Here is a 22,157-nt window from a genome sequence, read left to right on the forward strand (position 1 = left end):
AATTAGAAATTAGGAAAACCTTCCCAACATCAACTTATAAAATGTAGGCTTTTAACCCTATCAATAATGTGGCTTACGCCACGCTTCGGCATTCGACCCGCCTGTCCGTAGGCTTTGGTTATGATAAATAGCAGAGCTACCCATCCCATATAGGTCTGATATTTGCTAGAATAGGTATAATAACTTTTCCTAGGCTTGTATATTCTAACACGAATATTCCGATTTGACAAGTGGAAAATTGATATTTTTTCAACAAAATCATGAACAATTCTAAAAAAATGACTTCGAATATTCGAAATCATCTTTTTGAAACTATTTAATTCCTAAAGCAATTCGAGCGTAACGGCTCATTTTTTGAACTGTCCAGGCCGGTGACCAAACCAAGCGAACATCTACTTCCGTTACCTCTGGAACATCTTTTAAGACATCATGAATTTGATCGGTAATCAAGTCAGCCAAGGGACAGCCCATAGTTGTCAGAGTCATATCAATCTCGGCCTTACCTTCGATAAAACGAATTTCATAAATGAGCCCCAAATTGATAATATCAATCCCTAGCTCAGGGTCAATCACGTCTTCTAGAGCATGAAAAATACGCTCTTGAATTTCTTTTACCTGTTCTTCTGTATAAGCCATTTTTCTCTCTTTCTTTTTCACTATTGCATTGTCATCTAAAGGAACAAAAATTTCATCCAAATGAGCCATGAACTATTGAAGGTTGGAAATGAAACAAACCAGTTTTGTGTCAAAACCTCCCCAGACTCTCGCTCGTTTCCTGTTTTCAGCGAGCGGCCTGATAAGTGCCACCGAACTTTGTCCGCTTTCGGATTTCTAGGCGGACGTTGAGAAAGCCTATCCGTAGGCTTATGCCACGCTTTCCTATTTCTAGGCTCGGGTTAAAACACCACTGGGTTAGCCTGCGTTCTCAATTCTTAGCAGGTATTGAGTACGCTCGTTTCTTATTTTCAGCGAGCTTCAACAGTCTGGGAGACTGTTGAAGGTGGGAGATGAAACAAACGAAGTTTGTGTCAAAATAAGTCCACCGGACATTACGCTCCCTTTCTAATTTCAAAGAGAGCGGTTAAAAAGGTTCCCCGAACCTTGTCCGCTTTTGTGTTTCTAGGCGGACGTTGTGAACTCGCATTAGATGAGTTGCCTACTTTCATATTTCTGGGCTCGGGTTAAAACACCACTGGCTTAGCCTGCTCTCTTATTTTCAAGCAGGCGTTAAAAACCTCCCCCGGAGGTTTTTAATCCTCCATAAAGTCTCTGAGTGGTTTGCTGCGGGATGGGTGGCGGAGTTTACGAAGGGCTTTGGCTTCGATCTGGCGGATACGTTCACGAGTTACGTTGAAGACTTTACCTACATCTTCAAGAGTTCGCATTTTTCCGTCGTCCAATCCAAAACGGAGGCGGAGAACATTCTCTTCACGGTCTGTCAGCGTATCAAGTACCTCATCCAATTGCTCACGAAGGACAACACGAGTGGTATAGTCAACTGGGTTCTCAATTACTTCATCTTCAATGAAATCTCCCAAATGGCTATCATCTTCTTCACCTATTGGGGTTTCCAAAGACACTGGCTCTTGGGCAATCTTGAGGATTTCACGAACTTTCTCAGGCGTCATATCCATACGCTCAGCGATTTGCTCAGGAGTTGGATCTTGGCCCAATTCCTGCAAGAGATTGCGTTGTTCGCGAACCAATTTGTTAATAGTTTCTACCATATGTACTGGGATACGAATCGTACGAGCCTGATCAGCAATAGCACGGGTAATAGCCTGACGAATCCACCAAGTCGCATAAGTTGAAAATTTGAAACCTTTTGAGTAGTCAAACTTGTCAACAGCCTTCATCAAGCCCATGTTTCCTTCTTGGATAAGATCAAGGAACTGCATACCACGCCCCACATAGCGTTTAGCAATAGAAACAACCAAACGCAAGTTAGCTTCAGCCAAACGTTGTTTTGCTTCAGGATCGCCAGCTTCAACTGCCAAGGCTAATTCTTGCTCTTCTTCATTGGTCAAAAGCGGAACGACTCCGATTTCTTTCAAGTACATGCGGACAGGGTCATTAACCTTTGCGGACGTGCTTCCTAGCAATTCTTCGTCAGATAATTCTGGTTCTTCTTCAACCTGCAAAGCACGTGCAGATGGGTTACCTTCCTTATCCACAATCGAAATTCCTGCATCCTGAATTCGTTGGAGCAAGTCATCAATCCCATCAGCATCAAGTGTAAACGGAATAACCAGCTGGTCATTGATTTCATCATCGGTCGCTGAACCCTGTTTTTTGTGATTACGAATAAATTCAGCAACTTGCACATCAAAGGTCGTTACTTCTGTCTTTTTATCTTTTTTGTTTGTCATATTTACTCCATTTGTTTTCTTTTCTCGAGCAATTTTTGTAACTCATCGAGGGCAATATCAGCATTTCCTACATGGGAATGTTCACGGATTTTCCGTGTTAGGTGTTGATTTTCCTTTCGTAACAATTCCTTGTCACGACGAAATTCCAATTCTTCAATTTCATTTTGCGCCACTTCCTTTGGCAGACGCTCTTCCAAAATCCGATACCAGGCTTGTTGGACGGTATCATCTAACTGGGATAAGCCGAAACTACTAATCTCACCTTGATTTTTCAGTAATTCATATAATACCTGCAATTCCGGTGTCGCAAAATAAAAATCTTCTCGCAAACGAAATTCATTTAAAATATAAGGGTGCTCGACCATACGGTAAAGCAAGTGATTTTCAGTTCGGATAAGACCTGTCAGCCGGGAAATAGCCTGAACAGGCGGTGCATAGACCTGCTCCTTCTGTTGATGATAGGCTTGCTGACTTCGTTCCTGTCGCTGATGTAAGCGAACAGCATTGACAGCCTGCTCCACCTGACCATAATCAAAATCGGATAGGACTTCCGCAACCTTATAAATATAAGAATTTTGCGCTGTAATCGACGAAACCCTTGCGATAATCGGAGCAATCCTATCCACAAATTCTATCTGCATTTGTAGATTATCTGGGTTTTCTGGCTTCAGATAGTGGATTAAAAATTCCACATCACTAATGCGGGATTTTGTCAAAACCTCTCGCAAGGCTTCTTCAGAATTTCTTTGTAAAAATTCATCAGGGTCCATATTGTCAGGCAGACTGACAATATCCACCTGAAAATCTCCTAATTCGTCCAAAGCCTTCATGGTAGCTGCCTGTCCGGCCCTGTCACCATCATAGGTCAGAACGATCTTCTTGCAAAACTTGGCCAGATGACCAACGTGCTCTCTAGTCAGAGCAGTTCCCATAGAAGCAACCGCGTTTTCAATACCAGCACGGTGGGCTGCAATAACATCCAGAAATCCCTCCATTAGATAGACTTCCCGCTGTTTTTTGATGACCGCCTTGGCCTTATCCAAATGATATAGTTCGTAACTTTTGTTGAAAATAGCTGTACTACGAGAATTTTTATACTTGGCTAACTGCTTGTTCTGTAGGTCTTTTTCTGTCCAAATCCGACCTGAAAAGGCAATCACTCGACCATATTCATCGGTTAGCGGAAACATAATCCGTCCTTGAAAAGCATCGAATATCATGTTCTGCTCACTGGGATTGAAAAGACCCGAATGAAGCAGGCTTTCTTCATCGTAATTCTGAGAAAGTTTCTGATAAAGAATATTTTGTCCATCTGGTGCTAAACCTAGTTGAAAATTCTTAATAACTTCATCCGTTAAACCACGCTGATGGAGATATTTTCTAGCTTCCTCGCCCATCTTTGTCGTCATCAACAAGGCATGGTAAAACTTTGTCGCATCTTGATGGATATCATAGAGAGCTTGATGTGGATTTTCCTTCTTAGGCTGAAAATGATTGGTGGATACTTCTACCTGAAACCCAGCTTTTTCTGCCAAAATGGCTACCGCGTCAGTGAAAGAAACACCACGGGTTTCCTCTATAAATTTAAAAACATCTCCAGACTTACCGCAACCAAAACAATGATAGAACTGTTTATCCTCAATGACGTTAAAGGAGGGAGTTTTTTCTCCATGAAAGGGACAAAGACCAAGAAAATTGCGTCCTGCCTTGGTCAAAGCAACTGTTTCACCAATCACATCCACGATATTGAGGGCTTGTTTGATTTCTGTTATTTTATCTTTTGACAGCATATATCCTCCTCAACATCCTATTTGCTAATTGAAAAGTGGACACTCTTCCCTTAGTTTAACATATTCTATTTTATACCAAAACTTGAAAAATGTAAAATTTCTGAAACAAATTGCTTGTAAAATATTTTTTTATGTTTATAATAGATAGAGTAAAATTTTTTTATGAAAGGACATATTTAGGATATGTTGAAAGATTTAAAAGCGTTTTTGTTCCAAGGTAACGTTATTGACCTTGCAGTTGCAGTAATTTTTGGTGCTGCCTTCAAAGCCATCATCGATTCATTCGTTGCTGACTTGATCACACCATTGTTGCTTACACCAGCTTTGAAAGCTGCTGGCGCAGATAAAATTGCTGACTTGAGCTGGAATGGTGTTACTTATGGTAACTTCTTGAGCGCTGTTATCAACTTCTTGATCATCGGTACTGTTTTGTTCTTCATCGTTAAGGCTGCTGAAAAAGCAATGCCTAAGAAAGAAGCAGCTCCTGCTGGTCCAACTCAAGAAGAATTGCTTGCAGAAATCCGCGACTTGTTGAAAAAATAATCAATAAGATAGTGAAACAGGCCCTGTGCCTGTTTTTCTTTTGTACTATGACAAAAATAAGATGTGAGCCAAAACTCACATCTTTTCTTATCCTTCATATCCATTTGGATTTTTAGACTGCCAGTTCCATGTATCTCGACACATATCCTCAATTGTTTTCTCTGTTTTCCAATTAAGTTCTGCCAAAGCTTTATCGGCATTAGCATAGCAGGTCGCTACATCACCCGGACGACGGTCAACGATTTTATAAGGTACCGGTACACCGTTCACTTTTTCAAAAGCCTGAACCAGTTCTAAAACACTGGTTCCTTGACCAGAACCAAGGTTATAGGTATGGACACCTGCTGTCGTTGAGATTTTTTCCAGCGCCTTGATGTGACCAAGAGCCAAGTCAATGACGTGGATATAGTCACGAATACCTGTTCCATCCACTGTATCATAGTCATTACCAAAGACGCTGAGTTCTGGACGTTTGCCAACAGCAACTTGAGCCACAAACGGCATGAGGTTGTTTGGAATACCAGCTGGATCTTCACCGATTAAACCTGATTCATGGGCACCGATTGGGTTGAAATAACGGAGAAGAGCAATGCTCCATTCCTTATCTGCCACTTCTACATCACGCAGGATTTGTTCCAACATGACTTTTGTGTAACCATAAGGGTTAGTTGCGCTAGTTGGCATGGTTTCAACCAAAGGCGATGGATTGTTAAGGCCATAAACCGTTGCGCTGGATGAGAAGACAATCTTCTTGACACCAAACTCTGCCATAACTTCCACCAAAGCCAAAGTAGACATGATATTATTTTCATAATACATGACTGGTTTTTCAACAGATTCACCAACCGCCTTGTAGCCAGCAAAGTGAATTGCTGCCTCAATACTTTCTTTTTCAAAAACCTCACGCAAGGCAACCTTATTTGCTACATCCAATTCATAGAAAGTTGGACGTTTGCCAGTGATGGTTTCGATACGATCCAAAACCAAAATACTTGAGTTGGAGAGATTATCTACGATGACAACGTCTTTTCCCAACTTCAACAACTCCACAACGGTATGACTACCAATATAGCCAGCTCCACCTGTAACCAAGATACTCATATATACTCCTTTTCACTTGGACAATATTTTATATACCTATTATAAGTTAGACAGGTTGAAAAGTAAACAAAAAACAGCCCTCAGGCTGTTCAAATTCAATTAGAATTTTTTACGCTTGCGAGCTGCTTCTGATTTACGTTTGCGTTTTACAGATGGTTTCTCGTAGAATTCGCGTTTGCGTGTTTCTTGAAGAGTACCAGCTTTAGTAACCGCACGTTTGAAACGACGAAGAGCATCATCAAGTGATTCGTTCTTGCGTACTACTGTTTTTGACATTATTTTCACTCCCCTCAATTTCAAAGTCTTACTTATTTTACTGTAAATTCACCACATTGTCAAGAGGTTTTTCTTGGCTAATGTTATTTTTTAACCATCCTGAGCCACAGCAAAGAGAGCACTTCATATAGGATGAAAAAGAGAATAAAGCAATGAAGGAAAAAATCCTGTGGAAGTATATAAATAACCGGATCTTTCAGCGGGTCAAAGAGCCAGGTCGAATCACCTGGAAATAGCAGATGATGAAAAAGAACAAAGAAACTGTCAAAACCGATCAACACGCCCATCACTGCAATCATCACAGGAGTAAGAGCCATCCACATAAATACTTTCTGATAGAGCTTGCCATAGCCTTTTCGCACCACTTCTTTCCAAAAATAGAAAACCGCAGGCAAACTAATCAGGAAAATGCCTTGAGCTAGGTGAAAGAGATGCTTGACATCCGCAAAATGTTTCAGACCATCAGCTGAAGAGGAAAAATTTGGCATGTCTAAAACACTTGCAAATGGATTGGTCAGATAGGTCATCAAGATATTAAAATTATAGGAAATATCTGATGACTTCATGTAAACAACTTTTTCCAACCCCAAAAAAGAAATCTCAAGCGGATAAACTAGCCAAGCTAGATAGATGGTTCCTAGAACTGCTGCCGACAAGACAAATAAAATCGTTCCGATAATCTGTAACTTAGTTCTCATCAAAACTCCATTCATCTAGGCTGTTGAGGACATGGGTCGGAGCAAGGGGTAAGTCTGCTACTTCTTCTGGTTTAGTGAAGCCAGTCAAGACCAATAAGGTTGGGAAACCATTGTCAATCCCTGCACGAATATCCGTCAGGTAGTTATCCCCCACCATAACTGTCTGACTTCTTTCTGTTCCCAAAATCTCCAGAGCCTTGTCCATGATAATGGCTTCGGGCTTGCCAATAAAGATCGGCTCAACACGGGTCGCAGCTTTCAAGAGTGCAATCAATGAACCAGCACCCGGCAGGTGACCTCGCTCCGTCGGAATGTTCAAATCAGGATTAGTACCGATAAAGGTCGCTCCCTTTTGAATAGCCAAGGTGGCAATGGTTAGTTTTTCATAGGTCAACTGAGTATCCAAACCGACAACAACATAGGCTGGATTTCCCGTATCTTCCACATAACCAGCCTCAAAAATGGCAGACTTGAGCCCGTCTTCTCCAATGACATAGACAGTCTTTTCCCGCCCCAAGTCATTCATATAATCTACTGTCGCCAGACTGGCTGTATAGATGGTTTCAAGCGGTGTTTCGATATTAAAATTCTCCGCCAACATAGCCTGCACCATCTCAGGACGACGGGTGGTATTGTTGGTCACAAAGAGATAGGGAATGTTGCGCTCCTGCAAGCCATGAATAAACCGTTCACCAGCTGGAATTCGTTTCTTCCCCTCATAAATAGTTCCGTCTAAATCAATCAAATAGCCTTGATAGGTCATACTTTCTCCTTAATCGAATCGTGTTTCCCAGTGCTCAGATCGACTGGCTTCCAAGCAAAGTGCTAACTGCTCAGCTGTATTTTTCCCAAGCGAGAGCGGCGGTAAATCGTCTAAGCTGAAAAAGCCGCTGGCAACTGTTTCCGAATTGGGCTGAAATTCTCCGCCATGAAGTCGGCATAGAATAAAGACCTTGATCACACGGTGGGCAGACTTGGCAGGATTGTTCTTGTGCTTGTCCAAAATCGCAACGACTCGCAGAGCCTCCACATCCAGCCCCGCTTCTTCCTTGACCTCTTTCACCACATTGTCCTTGACAGACTGGTCCACATCGCACCAACCACCTGGTAAGGACCAGAGCCCATCGTTTTCCTGGACCAGTAGGATTTTATCCTCTTGGAAAATGGCTGCGCGGGTATCCAGCTTGGGTGTCTGATAGCCTGTTTCATTGCAAAACAAGTCTTTCACTACTTCCAAGGGCTGCCCAGACGGTTCTACTAACATCTCCGCCGCAATCTGTCTGATTTCCTCAAATCGTTCCATGTCATAAACATCTTTTCCATAGGCCAAGCCTGTCTGAGCCAAGGCTTGTAAACGTACGGCCCATTCCAACCACTTATCCTGCGACATGACTTTCCCTCCATTTTATGACAGCTTGCGCATGGATATGTCCATCTACCACAATCTCATGCTGGCTGACACCAGCTTTTGTCACCATGCGTGAACTCACCAAGCTAGTCGCCTCTACCTCCTTGAGATACTTGAGTTGGATTTTTTTAGGAACATGGCAGAGCAGAAAATCATAGCCCAGTGCTTCATACATCCATTCCAAATACTTGCCATTATTGACATGACCATTCATGTCCAAGTCAAAATAGCGAACAGGGAATTCTTGGACAGATGGTTTTTCCAAGAGTTGATACCTGGGAGCCCGTGGCAATTTCTTGACCTGCTCAGACTGATAAGGAGCAATCAAGGCTTCTGGAACAGGGGCAACCTTGCGGCTCTCAAAATCAATCAAGACAAAATAGCAGAGAATGTCCAACAAAAGATTGCCTGCTGCATCGTAGATGTAAAACATCCGATGACAGAAAAACTTGTTGTAGGCAACCGCTTCTGTTTTAATGACAATGGTTTCATTGTACTTGGGTAGGGCTTGAATAGTCAGTTCATAATCCGTCACCACCCAAATCAAGCCAAATTCCTGAAAAACATAGAGGTCACTGCGCCCTAGTTCCTCTGACTGTCGGCCAGAAAGCCCCAGACAATAGGAAATCAAGTCAGGCAGTTTGACAGCCTGCTTCACATCACACATATCAAAGGGAATTGTGAAGTTTTCTTGGTAGGTTTGTCCCATTGTGTCCTCTTTCTAATCTTCTATAATGAAACGTTCGGCAACTGTGTCGCCAAGAAACAATCCTTTTTTGGTCATCCGAAGCCAACGGTCTTCTTCTTGTATAAGACCTTCATTTTTCAAGTCTTTGACCACCTGACCATAGCGGTCTTCAAAGGAGATACCAAACTTTTCTTCGAATCGCTCAATGGACACGCCAGTTTTTTTCCGTAGCCCTAAAAACATTTCTTCTTCCATCTGCTCGGTCTGGCTGAGGAATTCTTCGTGTAAGCGAGAATGGCCTTTTTCACGGATGGACTTGAGGTAGTGCTGAATGGGGCCGCGGTTGCGGTAGCGCATGCCGTCGATGTAGCCTGAGGCTCCAGCTCCTAGACCATAGTACTCGGAGTTGTCCCAGTACATGAGGTTGTGACGGCTTTCAAAACCAGGTTTGGTGAAGTTGGAGATTTCGTAGTGCTCAAAGCCGTTTTTCTCCAACTCCTGAAGGATGTAGTCGAACATATCGGACTCCACATCTTCGTTGGGCAGATGGAGGTTGCCCCGGCGTTGGCGGTTCATGAAGACCGTGTGGTTCTCCAAAATCAAGCTATAGAGGCTCATGTGGGGAATGTCCAGCTCCAAGGCCTTGGCAACATTGTCCACCACCTGCTCCATGGTCTGACCAGGCAGGGCATAAATCAGGTCAATGGAAATGTTGTAAAAACCCGCTTCCTTGAGGGCTGCAATGGTTTCATAAATCTGGGCCTGGTTGTGGCTACGACCGATTTTTTTCAACATCCGATCGTCAAAGGTCTGGACACCTAGCGACACCCGATTACACTTGGATTTTTTTAGCACTGCAATCTTGTCCGCCGTCAAGTCACCTGGATTGGCCTCAATAGTGAATTCTTCCACCTTCGACAAGTCCAATAGTTCCTCCAGATTGGTCAAAAGGTAATCCAACTGGTCTGCCGAGAGAGCCGACGGTGTTCCGCCTCCGATGTAGAGGGTCTTAAGGGCTGGCAGGTCGTAAAACTTGACCTCTTCCATGAGGGCAGCCAAATACTCGTCAACTGGCTGATTCTTGATAAAGACCTTGGAAAAGTCACAGTAGTAACAAATCTGGGTACAAAATGGAATGTGGATATAAGCAGATGTCGGTCGTTTTTTCATACCAACTATTATAGCACACTGTCAGTGAAATTATTTTCTAGATACTTTACCCTCCCCCTCAAATAATGATATAATGAAATAAAAAGGAGGCCCTCTATGAGAAAAGAAGCTATCTATGACTGTATTAACCTGATCCTGTCATTTCTGCTCTGTCGCTGGCTCTTCATGACCTTTCTCTTTTACCAGTTCACTGCCATATTCATGACGGTTGATTTTTGGCCGACACTTGCCGCAATCCTGTTAATGACCGGATCTTGCTTTACCCTATTTCGACTTGTCTATAAGCCCCACATTTCGCGACTGACACTTTGGTTTTTCTACGCTTGCTACGGGCTTCTGCTAGTCTATCTTCTCTTTTTCAAAAGCATGGGCGTCAGAGGTGTCAACTGGGATCTCCTTAGCACCTTCTCTCAAGACCTATTTCTCAATCCTGCTATATTGGTCTTTAATCTCTTACTTTTTTTACCACTTGGGTTGCTTTTTTCATTTTCTTGGAAAAAACTTTCTCTCTTTGTAGGGGCTATTTTACTGGTTGAAGCTTGTCAATTCTTCTGTTCACTGGGCTTCTTTGACCTTGGTGACATCTTGCTCAACACCTCTGGTTTTGCCCTTGGAAACTTCTTGGGGCAATCCGCAATGGCTCAAGCTTTCAAAAATAGAATACAGAAAAAATGACCCCGCAAGGTCATTTTTAATTTATATTATTTACTTAGCTTCCAAATGCCAGATATCTTCATTGTACTGTTGGATAGTACGGTCAGATGAGAAGAAGCCTGCTTTGGCGATGTTAACGATGACTTTGTCCAACCAGCTGTCACGGTCTTCGTAGTCTGCCAACATTCTTTCCTTAGTTTCAATGTAGTCTTCCAAGTCTAGCAAGGTCATGAAGTGGTCATTATGCTTGAGGTTGTCCTGCAAGCGCCAGAGGCGTTCATCAATACCTCCAGCATGACGAATGGTATCAGATGTGATGAAGTCGATCAATGGACGGATAGCATCTCGTTCGTAGAATGCATATGGATGGTAAGTTCCATTTGCATAGTGGTCAATAACAGTTTGGCTATCTTGACCGAAAATATAGATATTTTCATCACCGACCAACTCATGAATTTCCACGTTTGCACCGTCGTCTGTACCGATAGTTAAGGCGCCGTTGAGCATGAATTTCATGTTACCAGTACCTGATGCCTCTTTGGATGCAAGAGAAATCTGTTCTGAAATATCTGCCGCTGGGATGATGAAGCTTGCTTCGGTTACATTGTAGTTTTCAATCATAACCAGCTGCAAGTGTGGTGCCACTTCTGGATCATTTTTAATAACCTGTGACAAGACCAAAATCAAGTGAATGATGTCTTGGGCAGTTGTGTAGGCTGGCGCTGCCTTTCCACCGAAGAAGACAGTAAGTGGACGAGTTGGAATATTGCCAGCCTTGATATCCAGATACTTATGGATCACATAGAGGACATTCATCTGTTGACGCTTGTACTCGTGCATACGCTTGATTTGCACATCAAAGATGGACTCTGGATTGACATGTACACCTTGAGTTTTGGTAATATGACGTTGTAGTTTACGCTTGTTGTGCTGCTTGGTTTCTTCCAACCATTTCTTCAATTCTTTACTATCTTTGTGGTCCAAGAGTTTTTCCAACTCGCTAGCATCGTGGTGATATCCATGTCCAAGCAAACCATCCAGGTAGCTAGCTAGGCTTGGGTTAGCATGCATGAGCCAACGGCGGAAGGTAATACCATTTGTCTTGTTGTTAAACTTCTCTGGATAGAGCTCGTAGAAGGCTTTCAACTCTGAAGTTTTCAAAATCTCTGTATGGAGGGCTGCCACACCGTTGATCGAGTATCCATAGTGAATATCCATGTGGGCCATATGGACACGGCCATGTTCATCGATGATATTAACCGCTGGGTCATTTTTCACCTCTTTTGCTCGACGGTCCAATTCCTCGATAAACGGCACCAAGTGTGGCACCACACGATTCAAGAAATCAAGTGGCCATTTTTCAAGGGCTTCAGACAAGATAGTGTGGTTGGTATAGGCAGTCATCTTCTTAACAATTTCGATTGCATCATCAAAGGAAATACCACGAAGTTCCAACAAACGAATCAATTCTGGAATGACAAGGGATGGGTGAGTATCATTGATTTGCACTACTGCATAGTCTGGCAAGTCATGGAGGTTTGAACCTTTGGCTACTGCTTCGTCAATCAAGAGTTGGGCTGCGTTTGACACCATGAAATATTGCTGGAAGATACGGAGAACTTTACCTTCATCCGTTGAATCATCTGGGTAAAGGAAGAGAGTTAAGTTGCGGAAAATATCTTCCTTATCAAATTCAATCCCATCGTAGATGATATTGTCATCAACAGAACCAAGGTCAAACAAGCGCAGACGATTCTTACGCTCTGTCTTATAACCAGGTACATCGATATCGTACAACTTAGACGTCAAAGTAAAGTTAGCGAAAGGTACTTGATAAGAAATTGGTGACTCGGTCAACCAAGAGCGTGGCGTAATCCATTCATTTGGCACTGCCGATTGTTGGTGGTATTCAAACAACTGACGGAAAAGACCGAAGTGGTAGTTAAGACCAACACCATCTCCGTTAAGACCAAGACTAGCAATGGAATCAAGGAAGCAGGCTGCCAAACGACCCAAACCACCGTTACCAAGAGATGGCTCCATCTCCACATCTTCAATGGCAATCAAGTCCTTACCTGCAGCTGCTAACTGGCTTTTCACCTCATCGTAAACACCCAAGTTAATCAAGTTGTTAGACAAGAGTTTACCAATCAAGAATTCCGCAGAAATGTAGTAGACCTTTTTCTTCTGCTCATTGGTGTATTTTGCTTCACTCTGTTGCTTTGTAAATGCGAGCAAAGCATAATAGAGTTCATGGTCGGAACAGTCCTCGATACGCTTGGCATACATGGATTGGACAAAATTTTGTAAGTTAATCACTGCTTATCTCCTTTTGTATATGTTAATGTAATCATTCAGAAACGTTTCTTGTTTTTTTGTAAACGTTTTCTATATGATAATTATACCCTATTTAACGAAAAAAGGCAAGCTATTATACCATCCTGTATATAGTTCGCCTTTTTATTCTATAGCATTCAGAATGGACTGATTAGCCCTGTCCCTTATTTTTTGCGATTATCTTTAAATTTTACAACCACACGAAGTTGACGCTCAGGGTGTTCAGTCAAATCAATCATTTGAACGCGGGCTTCAAGAATGTCACCATGTCCATAGAATAACATACGACTAATCAAGCTATTCTTATGCTTGGGAATGTAGCCTAGCTTTTTCCCTTGATACAGAATTACAACAGCCTCTGAATCATAGGGATTGGTCGGTTCTGCAAGCATTTCTAAGGAAGCGCCCAGCTTCAACTCTTTTAACCATCGCTCCCTTCTCGTTTTCAAGGAGCGAGCTCAGATAGTCCACTGGACTGTCTGACTAGTAAGCAAATCCTGCCAAATGAAAATCTTCAACATGCCGTGTCGGTTCAAAATTTGCAAACGTCATAAGCAGCCTCCATAGTAAAATCGTTCAGCTTATTCTGCAATCAGAGTTTCCAAGCCGACCTTCATCATGTCTGTGAAGGTGTTTTGACGCTCTTCTGCTGTGGTGTCTTCTTCTGGATTGACCAAGCTATCTGAAATGGTCATGATAGCAAGTGTTTCGACACCGAATTTAGCACCCAAGTAGTAGAGGGCTGCTGCTTCCATTTCGACTGCCTTAACACCGATTTGCCCCAGTTCCAAGTTACGACTGAAGAGTTTTGGTGAGTAGAAACTATCTGAAGATAGAACATTGCCCACATGAGTAGTAATATTGAGCTCTTTAGCAATATGATAGGCCTTATCCAAGAGATTAAAGCTAGCAATCTGTGGCAAGTCATATTCTGGCCAATCAATGTTGATCATACGAGAGTTGGTCGCTGCTGCCTGAGCCAAAACCAATTCACGAACATGCACATCCTTGTTTAAAGAACCGGCAGTACCTACACGGATGAGTTTTTTCACACCATAGTCATTGATGAGCTCGTGGGCGTAGATAGAGATAGATGGCATTCCCATACCAGTTCCCATGACTGAGACACGATGACCTTTATAGGTACCTGTGTAGCCGAACATATTGCGGACTTGGTTGAAGCAGACTGCATCTTCAAGGAAGTTTTCAGCGATAAATTTAGCACGAAGTGGATCACCAGGAAGCAAAATCTTATCAGCGATTTCGCCTGGTTTTGCGGAAATATGGATTGACATATAGAGCTTTCCTTTTCTCAATTATTTTTTCTTATTTTTACTTTGAAGCAAGATGAAGAGCAAGGTAGTAGTAGCGATATAAGGGATACTGTGGACAGGTTTGAAAAAGAGGTAGGCGACAGCTACTATCGCCATCAAAAGAATACCAATCAGTATCCATTTATCTGGATTAAAAGGTTTCATACTGTACACACTCTTCTTGACAATCTTACAACTCTGCCAAGATAGCCTTGACCAAGCCTTTGAAGTTGCCCTTGATTTGCTCGGTTACTTCTACGACTTCTTCGTGGTTGAGTTCAGATTGGAAACCAGCCGCAAAGTTTGTGATAGCAGAAATACCCAAGACTTTCATACCTGAGTGAGCTGCCACGATAACTTCTGGTACCGTTGACATACCGACTGCATGGGCACCCATAGTCTTGAAGGCCAAGATTTCTGCAGGTGTTTCATAGGTAGGACCTGTCACGCCGAGGTAGACACCATTGTCCAACTTGATACCCAATTTTTCCGCAACGGCATGAGCTTTTTCACGGTATTCTTTGGTGTAGGCATTGGACATATCTGGGAAACGTGGACCAAATTCTTCCAAGTTTTCGCCAATCAGCGGATTTTGACCAGTCATGTTGATGTGGTCTGTAATGGCCATAAGGGTGCCTGGACCGTAGCCGATACCACCTGCGGCATTGGTTACAATCACGCCTTCACAGCCAAGAGCTTTCATAACACGGACTGGGAAGGTCACGACTTCCATAGGATTGCCTTCGTAGAAATGGAAACGACCTTGAAGAGCTAAGACCTTACGACCTGCCAAATCACCGTAGACCAACTTACCAGCGTGACCTACAACCGTTGACTTGCCCCAGTTTGGAATGTCCGCGTAATCAATCACGATAGCATTTTCTACTTCTTCCGCTAATTCGCCCAAACCTGAGCCCAAGATCAAACCAAATTCTGGTTTAACCAAACCTTTTTCTTCTAAGAAGGTTTTTGTTTCATTGATTTTTGCTAGTAAACTCATAATTTCTCCTTTTATACATAATCCGACCAGTCATATTCTGGCATTTTTTCCTTGATGATGTCGAGGGGACGACAGAGAAAGGCTGTCTTTTCACGCTCGATAATAGGACGGTTGAGAAGAGCAGGCTCTTCCACTAAACGTGCAAAGAGCTCTTCTTCTGACAAACCCGCTCGCTCTTCTTCCGTCAATCGAATGACTGCAGAGGGCTGACTGCACATTTTTTTCAAAAGAGCTGTCAACTCTACCTCTGTTAATGGATGTTCTAGATAATTAACCCATTTGATGTCCAGGTCTTGACTGGGCAATAAAACTTGTAATTTCTTACATTTGCTACAGTTGGGATTGTAATAGACCGTCAGTTGTTCCATTAGACCAGGGCTCCTAAGAAGCTCTCGCCAATCATGGCTTTTTCGACACCGAAGTTTTCAGCGATAGTCGCTGAAATGTCCGCAAAATGTCCGACTGGCAAGACACCACTTCCTGTGAAGGACTTGCTATAAGCCAAGAGTGGCACATACTCACGGGTATGGTCTGTACCTGCATAGGCAGGGTCATTTCCATGGTCAGCCGTAATCAAGAGCAGGTCATCCTCACGCATGTGCTCAATAATTTCTGGAATGCGGGCATCAAATTCCTGCAAGCAATCGCGATAGCCTTCGATGTCACGACGGTGACCATAAACAGCGTCGAAGTCAACCAAGTTGGTAAACGAGAAACCTTTCTCAAAGTCAGCTAACTGCAAGGTTTCAATCAAGACATCTACACCGTGCATATTTGACTTGGTGTGGCCCATGTCGTTAGTAATGCCTGATGCGTTGAAAATGTCGCTGATTTTGCCGACAGAATAAGTTGGCACGCCTGCATCCGCAAGCTTGTTGAGAACAGTTGCTTCAAATGGTGACACGGCATAGTCATGACGGTTGGCAGTCCGTGAGAAATTACCTGGCTCACCAACGTATGGACGGGCGATGATACGACCGAGCAATGCTGGACGTTCAAGGGTGATGGAACGAGCGTATTCGCAGATACGGTACAATTCATCCAGTGGAATAATGTCTTCGTGGGCTGCAATCTGAAGCACAGGGTCTGCGGAAGTATAGACAATTAACTCCCCAGTTTCCATTTGGCGAGGACCAAAGTCATCAATAACAGCTGTACCTGAATAGGGCTTATTTGCCTCGCGGATGATTTTGCGTCCTGAAAATTCTTCGATTTTTACCAAAATTTCTTCTGGGAAACCGTCCCAGAAAGTATCGAATGGCTCTGTGATATTAAGCCCCATGATTTCCCAGTGACCTGTCATGGTGTCTTTTCCAAGTGACACTTCTTCCAACTTGGTCACGTAGCCAGTTGGATGACTTTCAGCAGGAACAGTCGCAAGGGCTGTGTCACGAGGGATGTTTCCAAGACCAATCTTCGCCATGTTTGGCACAGCAAGACCTGCTTTTTCAGAGATGTGGCCGAGGGTGTCAGACTCCGTGTCCGCAATCCCAGCGTTGAAAAACTTGTCTGCATCTGGTGCCGCACCAATTCCGACAGAATCCATAACTACCAGGTGAATGCGTTTAAATTTAGACATAAGAACTCCTTTTTCTAGGAACTTGTATTTATGAGTGAACTACCGAGTTGCACATACAGGTTCCATTGTTCGTCTTTTCATTATACCATAAAAACGCTCCCCATTAAATAAAAATGAGAAGCGTTTTCACTTTATTTCTTTTCAAGAATTTTTGGTCCTTGTGGGGTGCCAACAATGACCTTAGAAATCAAGCCTATGAAAAGCCCATGTTCCACGACACCGACTGTCTTATCCAGTTCGTCAGCCAGAGCATAGCTATCTTCAATCCGTTGCAAATCAAGGTCAATGATGAAATTCTTCATATCTGTCACATGTTTCTGACCATCCTTCATCCGAAAACTTGGGCGATAGCCCTTTTTCTCGAAGTGACGGAAGAGATTTTCAGAACCATATTGCACCACTTCCACTGGCAACTTGAAGGCACCAAGGGTATCAACTACCTTGGATTCATCCACAATCCAGATACTGTCCTTGCTGTTGACCGCAACCACCTTCTCCATGAGCAGGGCGGCTCCCCCACCCTTAATACCATTGAAGGCTCCGTCAACTTCATCAGCTCCATCAACTGTCAAATCTACATAGTCAACTTCATCTATATTCTTTAAAGGAATTCCTAAAGAAGCTGCATGGTCTGCAGTGGCATGAGAGGTCGTTACACCAGTAATCTGCAAGCCTTCTTCCTGCACCCGACGACCGATTTCTTGGACAAAATAGTAGGCCGTTGACCCTGTTCCCAAGCCAACAATCATACCATCCCTCACAAAATCCGCCGCCTCAATTCCAACTTGTTCCTTTAAATTCGTCATGAATTGCTCCTTTCAGCTAAACCGTTTACATTCATTATAGCATGGATAGAAAATTCTGCCTACTGATTTCTACAAGAAGGGGGACAAAACCTGCCCCATCATAATTTCTCCACATCTTTCAGCTTCACGGAAACAATCTTGGACACACCAGATTCCTGCATGGTCACCCCATACATGGCATCCGCTGCCGCCATGGTCCCTTTTCGGTGGGTCACGACGATAAACTGACTATCCTTGTCAAAGCGATTGAGATAGTCCCCGAAACGCTTGACATTGGCCTCGTCCAAGGCCGCCTCCACCTCGTCCAAGATGACAAAAGGAATGGTCTTGACGCGGATAATGGAAAATAGCAGAGCGAGGGCCGAGAGGGCTTTTTCGCCACCTGACATGAGGTTGAGCGATTGGATTTTCTTACCCGGAGGCTGAACTGAAATCTCGACACCCGCAGTCAAAATATCCTGCTCGGTCAATATCAAGTCCGCAGAACCACCGCCAAACATCTGTCTGAAAGTCTGCTTAAAGCTTTCGCGAATGGCTTCAAAGGTGACCTTAAAGCGTTCTTTGACTTCATCATCCATTTCATGAATGGTATTCAAGAGCAAATCACGCGCCGACAAAATATCCGTCCGTTGTTCATTGAGGAAGGTCAGACGGTTATTGACCTCATCATACTGCTCAATGGCGTCCAAGTTGACTGGTCCCAAGGCACGAATAGCCCTCTCCAATTCTTTCAAGGTTTGTTCAGCCAGAGGCAAATTCTCTACTTCGTTTGCCTGGTCCTGAGCCGCTTCAAAGCTCAATTTGAAATGCTCTGTCAAATGACCAAGTAAGGTCCGTAGCCGATCTCCAGCCTGCTCACAATCAGCTTCCAGCTTGGCCTGCTTGCGAATGAGGTCATCATTTTTCAAACGAGCCTGGTCCAAACGACCTTCCAAGTCTTCAAACTGACCGTCAATATCTTCCAGCTCAAATTTCAAGCGGATTTGAATCTGATTGGTTTGGCTTTGCTTATCAGTTGCAGCCTGTAGTTGCTCTTCCAAAACCTCAATACTAGTATCCTCTAAAGCCTCAACTTTCTGGTTAATCAGGTCTTCCAGGATAGAGATTTCCTTTTCAGTAGTCCCTTTTTCTTCCTGTAAACGACCAAGGTCTGTCTGTTCAAAGCGTAGCTGACTAGAAACTTCTGCCTGCTCCAAGGTCAATTGACCTTTCTGACTTTGTAGCTTCTGCAGACTTTCTTGGATGCTGTCGCGATTATCCCTTACCTGATTGATTTGATTGTCTAAGGCTTGTTTTTTCTCTGTCAAGGTTTGAAGACTGATTTCTTCCTTGCTAGCTTCATCTTCTAACTCAGTCAAAATGCTTGGGCTGACCTGACTCATTTGTAAGTCATACTGGGCTGTCACCTGAGCTAGACGATTTTCTGCCTGTTCTTGATGAATCCTTGCACTCTGCTGGCTCAGTCTAGCCTCTTCCCCCTCAGTCTTGATGGTTTCCAGACTTTCTCTGACGTGGTCTAGACTTGTCTTCTTAGTCGCCACCAAGTTTTCTTGCTCTTTCAACTGGCTAGACAGCTCTGCTATTTCTCCTAAAAGAGCATCGAGTTCAGGCTTAATGAAAGTGGTGCTGTTGTTTCGATTGCTACCACCCGCAAAGGCGCCGCCAGGACGGATTTCAGCACCGTCCATGGTCACCATACGAACCTGAAACTTGGTCGCACGCGCCGCCTGATTGGCATGGTCAATGCTATCAAAAATCGCAATAGTACCTAATAAATTTTGGAAAATAGCATCTAGATTTGGTTGATAGGTCACGAGGTCACTGGCCATCCCTAAGAAACCATCTGAGGTTTGAAGTAGGGCAAGTTGCTGACTGGACAATTGACGAGGCTTGATAGTGGTCAAAGGTAAGAAGGTAGCCCGTCCTTGACGTTTTTCCTTCAAGAAAGCAATCGCTCGCTTGGCTGTCGCCTCGTCTTCGACGATAACGTTTTGGCTAGCTCCTCCAAGAGCAATTTCCAAAGCCGTCTGGTAACGAGTATCGAAAGTCAATTGCTCACTGACTGCCCCGATGATGCCACCCAGACTAGACGAAGCCTGCAAGACAGCCTTGACCCCTGCGTAGAAATTAGAGTGATTTTTTAAGATAGCCTCCAAACTTGACTGGCGAGCCTGCTTGCCCTTCAATTGATCAATTAGATCAAACAAGCGATTTTGTTCAGCCTGATAGGCAGCCTGAGCCTGTTCAAGCTCTTCTTTCTTGGTCTGATAGGATGTGAGCAAACCCCGCAAGACTTGGTCAGCCTCTTCTGCGGCTACCTGGCTCTTAGCCAATTCTTCTTGAGCTGTCTGTTTTTCTGTCTGTAAACGTGCTAGGTCAGCAGATTTACTTTCTGATAAGCTGATTTGATTGGCAATATCCTGCTGAATCTTGGTCAAGCGGTTTGATGCTTCAGCCTCTTCCTGCATGAGGGCGACATACTGCTCACGCAGGTGATCCAATACCTGATCCGGATCTTCTGAGAAATAGGAAATCTCCTTATCAACCGAAGCAATTTCCTTTTTCAATTTGGACAAGGAAGCTCCCAACCTTTCCTGACTTTCCTGCTTGAGAACAATTTCCTCTTCCAGTTGTCCTCGCTTCGCAACCAGGGTTTCTAAACGCGACTGAGCTTCTTGTCGACTGGACTCATTCTGACTGCTTTCTAACTTATGAAGGTCAATTTTTCGTTCCAGGTCACTAATTAACTTGGTCAAATCCAGCAAAACAGCCTGTTCACGCTCCATTTGCTCGGATAAGCGATGGCGTTTTTCTTTTAAGGACTGGTTTTCTTGCTCAAGCTCTGAACGTTGTTGGTAGTAGCTTGCTAATTCTGACTTAACTACTTCAAGTTCGCTTTCCTTGCCAGTCAAAGCTTCTTTACCCTTTGTCAACTGAGCAACCAAAACATCCAGATACAGCTCCTTACGTTGGCCATCCAGTTCCAAGAATTGTTTAGCCGTTAGCGCCTGTTTCTCCAAGGGTTTGACCTGATTGTCCAATTCATAGATAATATCGTCTAAACGGTCCAAATTTCCTTGAGCCTGTGCTAGCTTGCTCTCCGTTTCTTTCTTACGGGTCTTGTATTTTAAAACACCAGCAGCCTCTTCGAATATAGCTCTGCGTTCTTCTGGCTTGGAATTAAAAATAGCCTCAACCCGTCCTTGCGAGATGATAGAAAAGGAATCACGCCCCAAACCAGTATCCATGAAGAGATCGTGAATATCCCGCAGACGAACCTTCTGACCATCTATCAAGTATTCGCTATCCCCAGACCGATAAATATGGCGTTCTACCTTGATTTCTTTATTCTTATTAGCAATAAAACCTGTGCTATTATCCAAGGTTACGACAACGGAAGCATAATTAAGAGGCTTACGGCTTTCTGTTCCCGCAAAGATGACATCCGGCATCTTACCTCCACGCAGGCTTTTGGCAGAAGATTCCCCCAAGGCCCAACGCAGACTTTCTGTAATATTGGACTTGCCCGAACCATTCGGTCCTACAACGGCTGTCACCCCACGGTCAAAGACTACCTTAGTCTTATCTGCGAAGGACTTGAAGCCCTGCATTTCAATCGATTTAAGATACATACCTATCCTCTAGCCTCCACAGCATTTTTGGCGGCGGCTTGTTCAGCTAACTTTTTGGAACGACCACGACCACGACCAATCACACGCTGGTCTGCAGATACCTCGACTTCAAAGGTCTTATCGTGGGCAGGACCTGATTCAGCCACCACCTGATAAGAAATTGCAATCTCACCATTTACCTGCAGGATTTCCTGTAAGGCAGTCTTGTAGTCAGTTACTCGCTCAAAATTCCCCTCTTCCAGACGAGGAATCATGACCTTATGAATAAAGTCCTCCACGGTCTTTTCTCCCTTGTCCAATAGCAGAGCTCCTAAGAAAGCCTCGAAAGCATCTCCCAAAATGGTATCACGATTGCGCCCCCCAGACTTCTCTTCTCCTCTACCAAGACGAAGGAAGCTATCAAAGCCACAGGCACGTGAAAAACCAGCCAAGGACTCCTCACGAACAAAGGTCGAACGTAACTTGGACATCTCCCCTTCCGGTCTATCCGGATATTTTTTATAGAGGTACTTGGAAATCATCAATTGGAGAACAGCGTCTCCTAAAAATTCCAAGCGTTCATTATGTGAAATTTTTAGAAGGCGATGCTCATTGGCATAAGAAGTATGGGTAAAGGCCGTTTCCAACAAATTCAAATCCGAAAAATCAATCCCAAAATCCGCCAAAAGTTTTTTATGTAAATCTTTCATCATCTAACTCCTTTCTAAAGAGTAATCCTTACAAAATAGAAGTTTCAAATTCACTTCATCCTAATATTATACCACATTTCCCACGGGACTTCCTTCTGGAACTG

Annotated in this window: 21 protein-coding genes and 1 pseudogene; 2 read left to right on the forward strand and 20 right to left on the reverse strand. The window is 43.6% G+C overall.

Annotation, left to right across the window (positions count from 1 at the left end; all coding sequences use genetic code 11):
- Nucleotides 1–312 precede the first annotated feature (312 nt).
- The 3 genes from C1G53_RS05605 to dnaG form a co-directional block, all read right to left on the reverse strand.
- Nucleotides 313–636: a metal-sulfur cluster assembly factor gene (locus C1G53_RS05605; protein WP_024379411.1), complete on the reverse strand. Its 324-nt coding sequence runs from the start codon at nucleotides 634–636 to the stop codon at nucleotides 313–315.
- Between the two features lie 614 nt (nucleotides 637–1,250).
- A complete protein-coding gene (gene rpoD / locus C1G53_RS05610) occupies nucleotides 1,251–2,369 on the reverse strand; it encodes an RNA polymerase sigma factor RpoD (RefSeq protein ID WP_105117993.1) in 1,119 nt (372 codons plus the stop codon).
- Nucleotides 2,370–2,371: 2 nt separating this feature from the next.
- Nucleotides 2,372–4,159: a DNA primase gene (gene dnaG / locus C1G53_RS05615; protein ID WP_105117994.1), complete on the reverse strand. Its 1,788-nt coding sequence runs from the start codon at nucleotides 4,157–4,159 to the stop codon at nucleotides 2,372–2,374.
- A gap of 183 nt (nucleotides 4,160–4,342) precedes the next feature.
- On the opposite strand from dnaG, the gene mscL reads away from it, so the two are divergent.
- A complete protein-coding gene (gene mscL / locus C1G53_RS05620) occupies nucleotides 4,343–4,702 on the forward strand; it encodes a large conductance mechanosensitive channel protein MscL (protein WP_105108426.1) in 360 nt (119 codons plus the stop codon).
- Nucleotides 4,703–4,789: 87 nt separating this feature from the next.
- On the opposite strand, the gene galE is transcribed toward mscL, so the two are convergent.
- From galE to hemW, 7 genes are all read right to left on the reverse strand, one after another.
- Entirely contained in the window at nucleotides 4,790–5,803 is a 1,014-nt protein-coding gene (galE, locus tag C1G53_RS05625) for a UDP-glucose 4-epimerase GalE (protein WP_105117995.1), read from the reverse strand.
- Between the two features lie 99 nt (nucleotides 5,804–5,902).
- On the reverse strand, nucleotides 5,903–6,079 hold the full coding sequence (gene rpsU, locus C1G53_RS05630) for a 30S ribosomal protein S21 (RefSeq protein ID WP_000048054.1): 177 nt from the start codon (nucleotides 6,077–6,079) through the stop codon (nucleotides 5,903–5,905).
- An 83-nt stretch (nucleotides 6,080–6,162) separates the two neighbouring features.
- Nucleotides 6,163–6,777 (reverse strand): TIGR01906 family membrane protein, encoded by a 615-nt coding sequence (locus tag C1G53_RS05635; protein ID WP_105117996.1) that lies wholly within the window; start codon nucleotides 6,775–6,777, stop codon nucleotides 6,163–6,165.
- On the reverse strand, nucleotides 6,767–7,540 hold the full coding sequence (locus tag C1G53_RS05640) for a TIGR01457 family HAD-type hydrolase (protein WP_105117997.1): 774 nt from the start codon (nucleotides 7,538–7,540) through the stop codon (nucleotides 6,767–6,769). The genes C1G53_RS05635 and C1G53_RS05640 overlap by 11 nt, the downstream gene beginning before the upstream one ends.
- Nucleotides 7,541–7,549: 9 nt before the next feature.
- Nucleotides 7,550–8,167 carry an NUDIX hydrolase N-terminal domain-containing protein gene (locus tag C1G53_RS05645; RefSeq protein WP_105117998.1) on the reverse strand — a complete coding sequence of 206 codons (618 nt, stop codon included), beginning with the start codon at nucleotides 8,165–8,167 and terminating at the stop codon, nucleotides 7,550–7,552.
- Complete coding sequence (locus tag C1G53_RS05650) at nucleotides 8,154–8,894, reverse strand: acyl-ACP thioesterase domain-containing protein (RefSeq protein WP_105117999.1); 741 nt, start codon at nucleotides 8,892–8,894, stop codon at nucleotides 8,154–8,156. The genes C1G53_RS05645 and C1G53_RS05650 overlap by 14 nt, the downstream gene beginning before the upstream one ends.
- A 12-nt stretch (nucleotides 8,895–8,906) precedes the next feature.
- On the reverse strand, nucleotides 8,907–10,043 hold the full coding sequence (gene hemW / locus C1G53_RS05655) for a radical SAM family heme chaperone HemW (protein WP_105118000.1): 1,137 nt from the start codon (nucleotides 10,041–10,043) through the stop codon (nucleotides 8,907–8,909).
- Nucleotides 10,044–10,139: 96 nt separating this feature from the next.
- Here hemW and C1G53_RS05660 point away from each other — a divergent pair, with 96 nt between their 5' ends.
- Nucleotides 10,140–10,718 (forward strand): VanZ family protein, encoded by a 579-nt coding sequence (locus C1G53_RS05660; protein WP_105118001.1) that lies wholly within the window; start codon nucleotides 10,140–10,142, stop codon nucleotides 10,716–10,718.
- A 30-nt stretch (nucleotides 10,719–10,748) separates the two neighbouring features.
- On the opposite strand, the gene C1G53_RS05665 is transcribed toward C1G53_RS05660, so the two are convergent.
- From C1G53_RS05665 to rnc, 10 genes and pseudogenes are all read right to left on the reverse strand, one after another.
- Nucleotides 10,749–13,016 carry a glycogen/starch/alpha-glucan phosphorylase gene (locus C1G53_RS05665; protein ID WP_105118002.1) on the reverse strand — a complete coding sequence of 756 codons (2,268 nt, stop codon included), beginning with the start codon at nucleotides 13,014–13,016 and terminating at the stop codon, nucleotides 10,749–10,751.
- A 182-nt stretch (nucleotides 13,017–13,198) separates the two neighbouring features.
- A pseudogene (locus C1G53_RS13320) lies at nucleotides 13,199–13,505 on the reverse strand (HIRAN domain-containing protein).
- Between the two features lie 110 nt (nucleotides 13,506–13,615).
- Entirely contained in the window at nucleotides 13,616–14,329 is a 714-nt protein-coding gene (gene deoD, locus C1G53_RS05675) for a purine-nucleoside phosphorylase (protein WP_105118003.1), read from the reverse strand.
- A 21-nt stretch (nucleotides 14,330–14,350) separates the two neighbouring features.
- Complete coding sequence (locus tag C1G53_RS13080; protein ID WP_161941379.1) at nucleotides 14,351–14,512, reverse strand: hypothetical protein; 162 nt, start codon at nucleotides 14,510–14,512, stop codon at nucleotides 14,351–14,353.
- A 25-nt stretch (nucleotides 14,513–14,537) separates the two neighbouring features.
- On the reverse strand, nucleotides 14,538–15,347 hold the full coding sequence (locus C1G53_RS05680; protein WP_105118004.1) for a purine-nucleoside phosphorylase: 810 nt from the start codon (nucleotides 15,345–15,347) through the stop codon (nucleotides 14,538–14,540).
- An 11-nt stretch (nucleotides 15,348–15,358) separates the two neighbouring features.
- On the reverse strand, nucleotides 15,359–15,715 hold the full coding sequence (locus C1G53_RS05685; protein ID WP_105118005.1) for an arsenate reductase family protein: 357 nt from the start codon (nucleotides 15,713–15,715) through the stop codon (nucleotides 15,359–15,361).
- Entirely contained in the window at nucleotides 15,715–16,926 is a 1,212-nt protein-coding gene (locus C1G53_RS05690; protein WP_105118006.1) for a phosphopentomutase, read from the reverse strand. Before C1G53_RS05690 ends, C1G53_RS05685 begins: the two co-directional genes overlap by 1 nt.
- Before the next feature lie 131 nt (nucleotides 16,927–17,057).
- Nucleotides 17,058–17,732, reverse strand: a complete 675-nt coding sequence (rpiA, locus tag C1G53_RS05695; RefSeq protein ID WP_105118007.1) for a ribose-5-phosphate isomerase RpiA — start codon at nucleotides 17,730–17,732, stop codon at nucleotides 17,058–17,060.
- A gap of 98 nt (nucleotides 17,733–17,830) precedes the next feature.
- Nucleotides 17,831–21,364 carry a chromosome segregation protein SMC gene (gene smc / locus C1G53_RS05700; RefSeq protein ID WP_105118008.1) on the reverse strand — a complete coding sequence of 1,178 codons (3,534 nt, stop codon included), beginning with the start codon at nucleotides 21,362–21,364 and terminating at the stop codon, nucleotides 17,831–17,833.
- Nucleotides 21,365–21,366: 2 nt separating this feature from the next.
- Nucleotides 21,367–22,053: a ribonuclease III gene (gene rnc, locus C1G53_RS05705; protein ID WP_105118009.1), complete on the reverse strand. Its 687-nt coding sequence runs from the start codon at nucleotides 22,051–22,053 to the stop codon at nucleotides 21,367–21,369.
- Between the last annotated feature and the right edge of the window lie 104 nt (nucleotides 22,054–22,157).

Origin of the sequence: Streptococcus suis (assembly GCF_002960445.1) — a bacterium.
Taxonomy (GTDB): domain Bacteria; phylum Bacillota; class Bacilli; order Lactobacillales; family Streptococcaceae; genus Streptococcus; species Streptococcus hyiners.

Coding starts and splice junctions, on each gene's coding strand:
- smc (WP_105118008.1), bottom strand. CDS start 21,364: ATGTATCTTAAATCGATTGAAATGCAGGGCTTCAAGTCCTTCGCAGAT.
- C1G53_RS05645 (WP_105117998.1), bottom strand. CDS start 8,167: ATGTCGCAGGATAAGTGGTTGGAATGGGCCGTACGTTTACAAGCCTTG.
- C1G53_RS05605 (WP_024379411.1), bottom strand. CDS start 636: ATGGCTTATACAGAAGAACAGGTAAAAGAAATTCAAGAGCGTATTTTT.
- dnaG (WP_105117994.1), bottom strand. CDS start 4,159: ATGCTGTCAAAAGATAAAATAACAGAAATCAAACAAGCCCTCAATATC.
- rnc (WP_105118009.1), bottom strand. CDS start 22,053: ATGAAAGATTTACATAAAAAACTTTTGGCGGATTTTGGGATTGATTTT.
- hemW (WP_105118000.1), bottom strand. CDS start 10,043: ATGAAAAAACGACCGACATCTGCTTATATCCACATTCCATTTTGTACC.
- C1G53_RS13080 (WP_161941379.1), bottom strand. CDS start 14,512: ATGAAACCTTTTAATCCAGATAAATGGATACTGATTGGTATTCTTTTG.
- mscL (WP_105108426.1), top strand. CDS start 4,343: ATGTTGAAAGATTTAAAAGCGTTTTTGTTCCAAGGTAACGTTATTGAC.
- C1G53_RS05660 (WP_105118001.1), top strand. CDS start 10,140: ATGAGAAAAGAAGCTATCTATGACTGTATTAACCTGATCCTGTCATTT.
- rpsU (WP_000048054.1), bottom strand. CDS start 6,079: ATGTCAAAAACAGTAGTACGCAAGAACGAATCACTTGATGATGCTCTT.
- C1G53_RS05635 (WP_105117996.1), bottom strand. CDS start 6,777: ATGAGAACTAAGTTACAGATTATCGGAACGATTTTATTTGTCTTGTCG.
- rpiA (WP_105118007.1), bottom strand. CDS start 17,732: ATGACGAATTTAAAGGAACAAGTTGGAATTGAGGCGGCGGATTTTGTG.
- deoD (WP_105118003.1), bottom strand. CDS start 14,329: ATGTCAATCCATATTTCCGCAAAACCAGGCGAAATCGCTGATAAGATT.
- C1G53_RS05650 (WP_105117999.1), bottom strand. CDS start 8,894: ATGGGACAAACCTACCAAGAAAACTTCACAATTCCCTTTGATATGTGT.
- galE (WP_105117995.1), bottom strand. CDS start 5,803: ATGAGTATCTTGGTTACAGGTGGAGCTGGCTATATTGGTAGTCATACC.
- C1G53_RS05685 (WP_105118005.1), bottom strand. CDS start 15,715: ATGGAACAACTGACGGTCTATTACAATCCCAACTGTAGCAAATGTAAG.
- C1G53_RS05690 (WP_105118006.1), bottom strand. CDS start 16,926: ATGTCTAAATTTAAACGCATTCACCTGGTAGTTATGGATTCTGTCGGA.
- C1G53_RS05640 (WP_105117997.1), bottom strand. CDS start 7,540: ATGACCTATCAAGGCTATTTGATTGATTTAGACGGAACTATTTATGAG.
- rpoD (WP_105117993.1), bottom strand. CDS start 2,369: ATGACAAACAAAAAAGATAAAAAGACAGAAGTAACGACCTTTGATGTG.
- C1G53_RS05680 (WP_105118004.1), bottom strand. CDS start 15,347: ATGAGTTTACTAGCAAAAATCAATGAAACAAAAACCTTCTTAGAAGAA.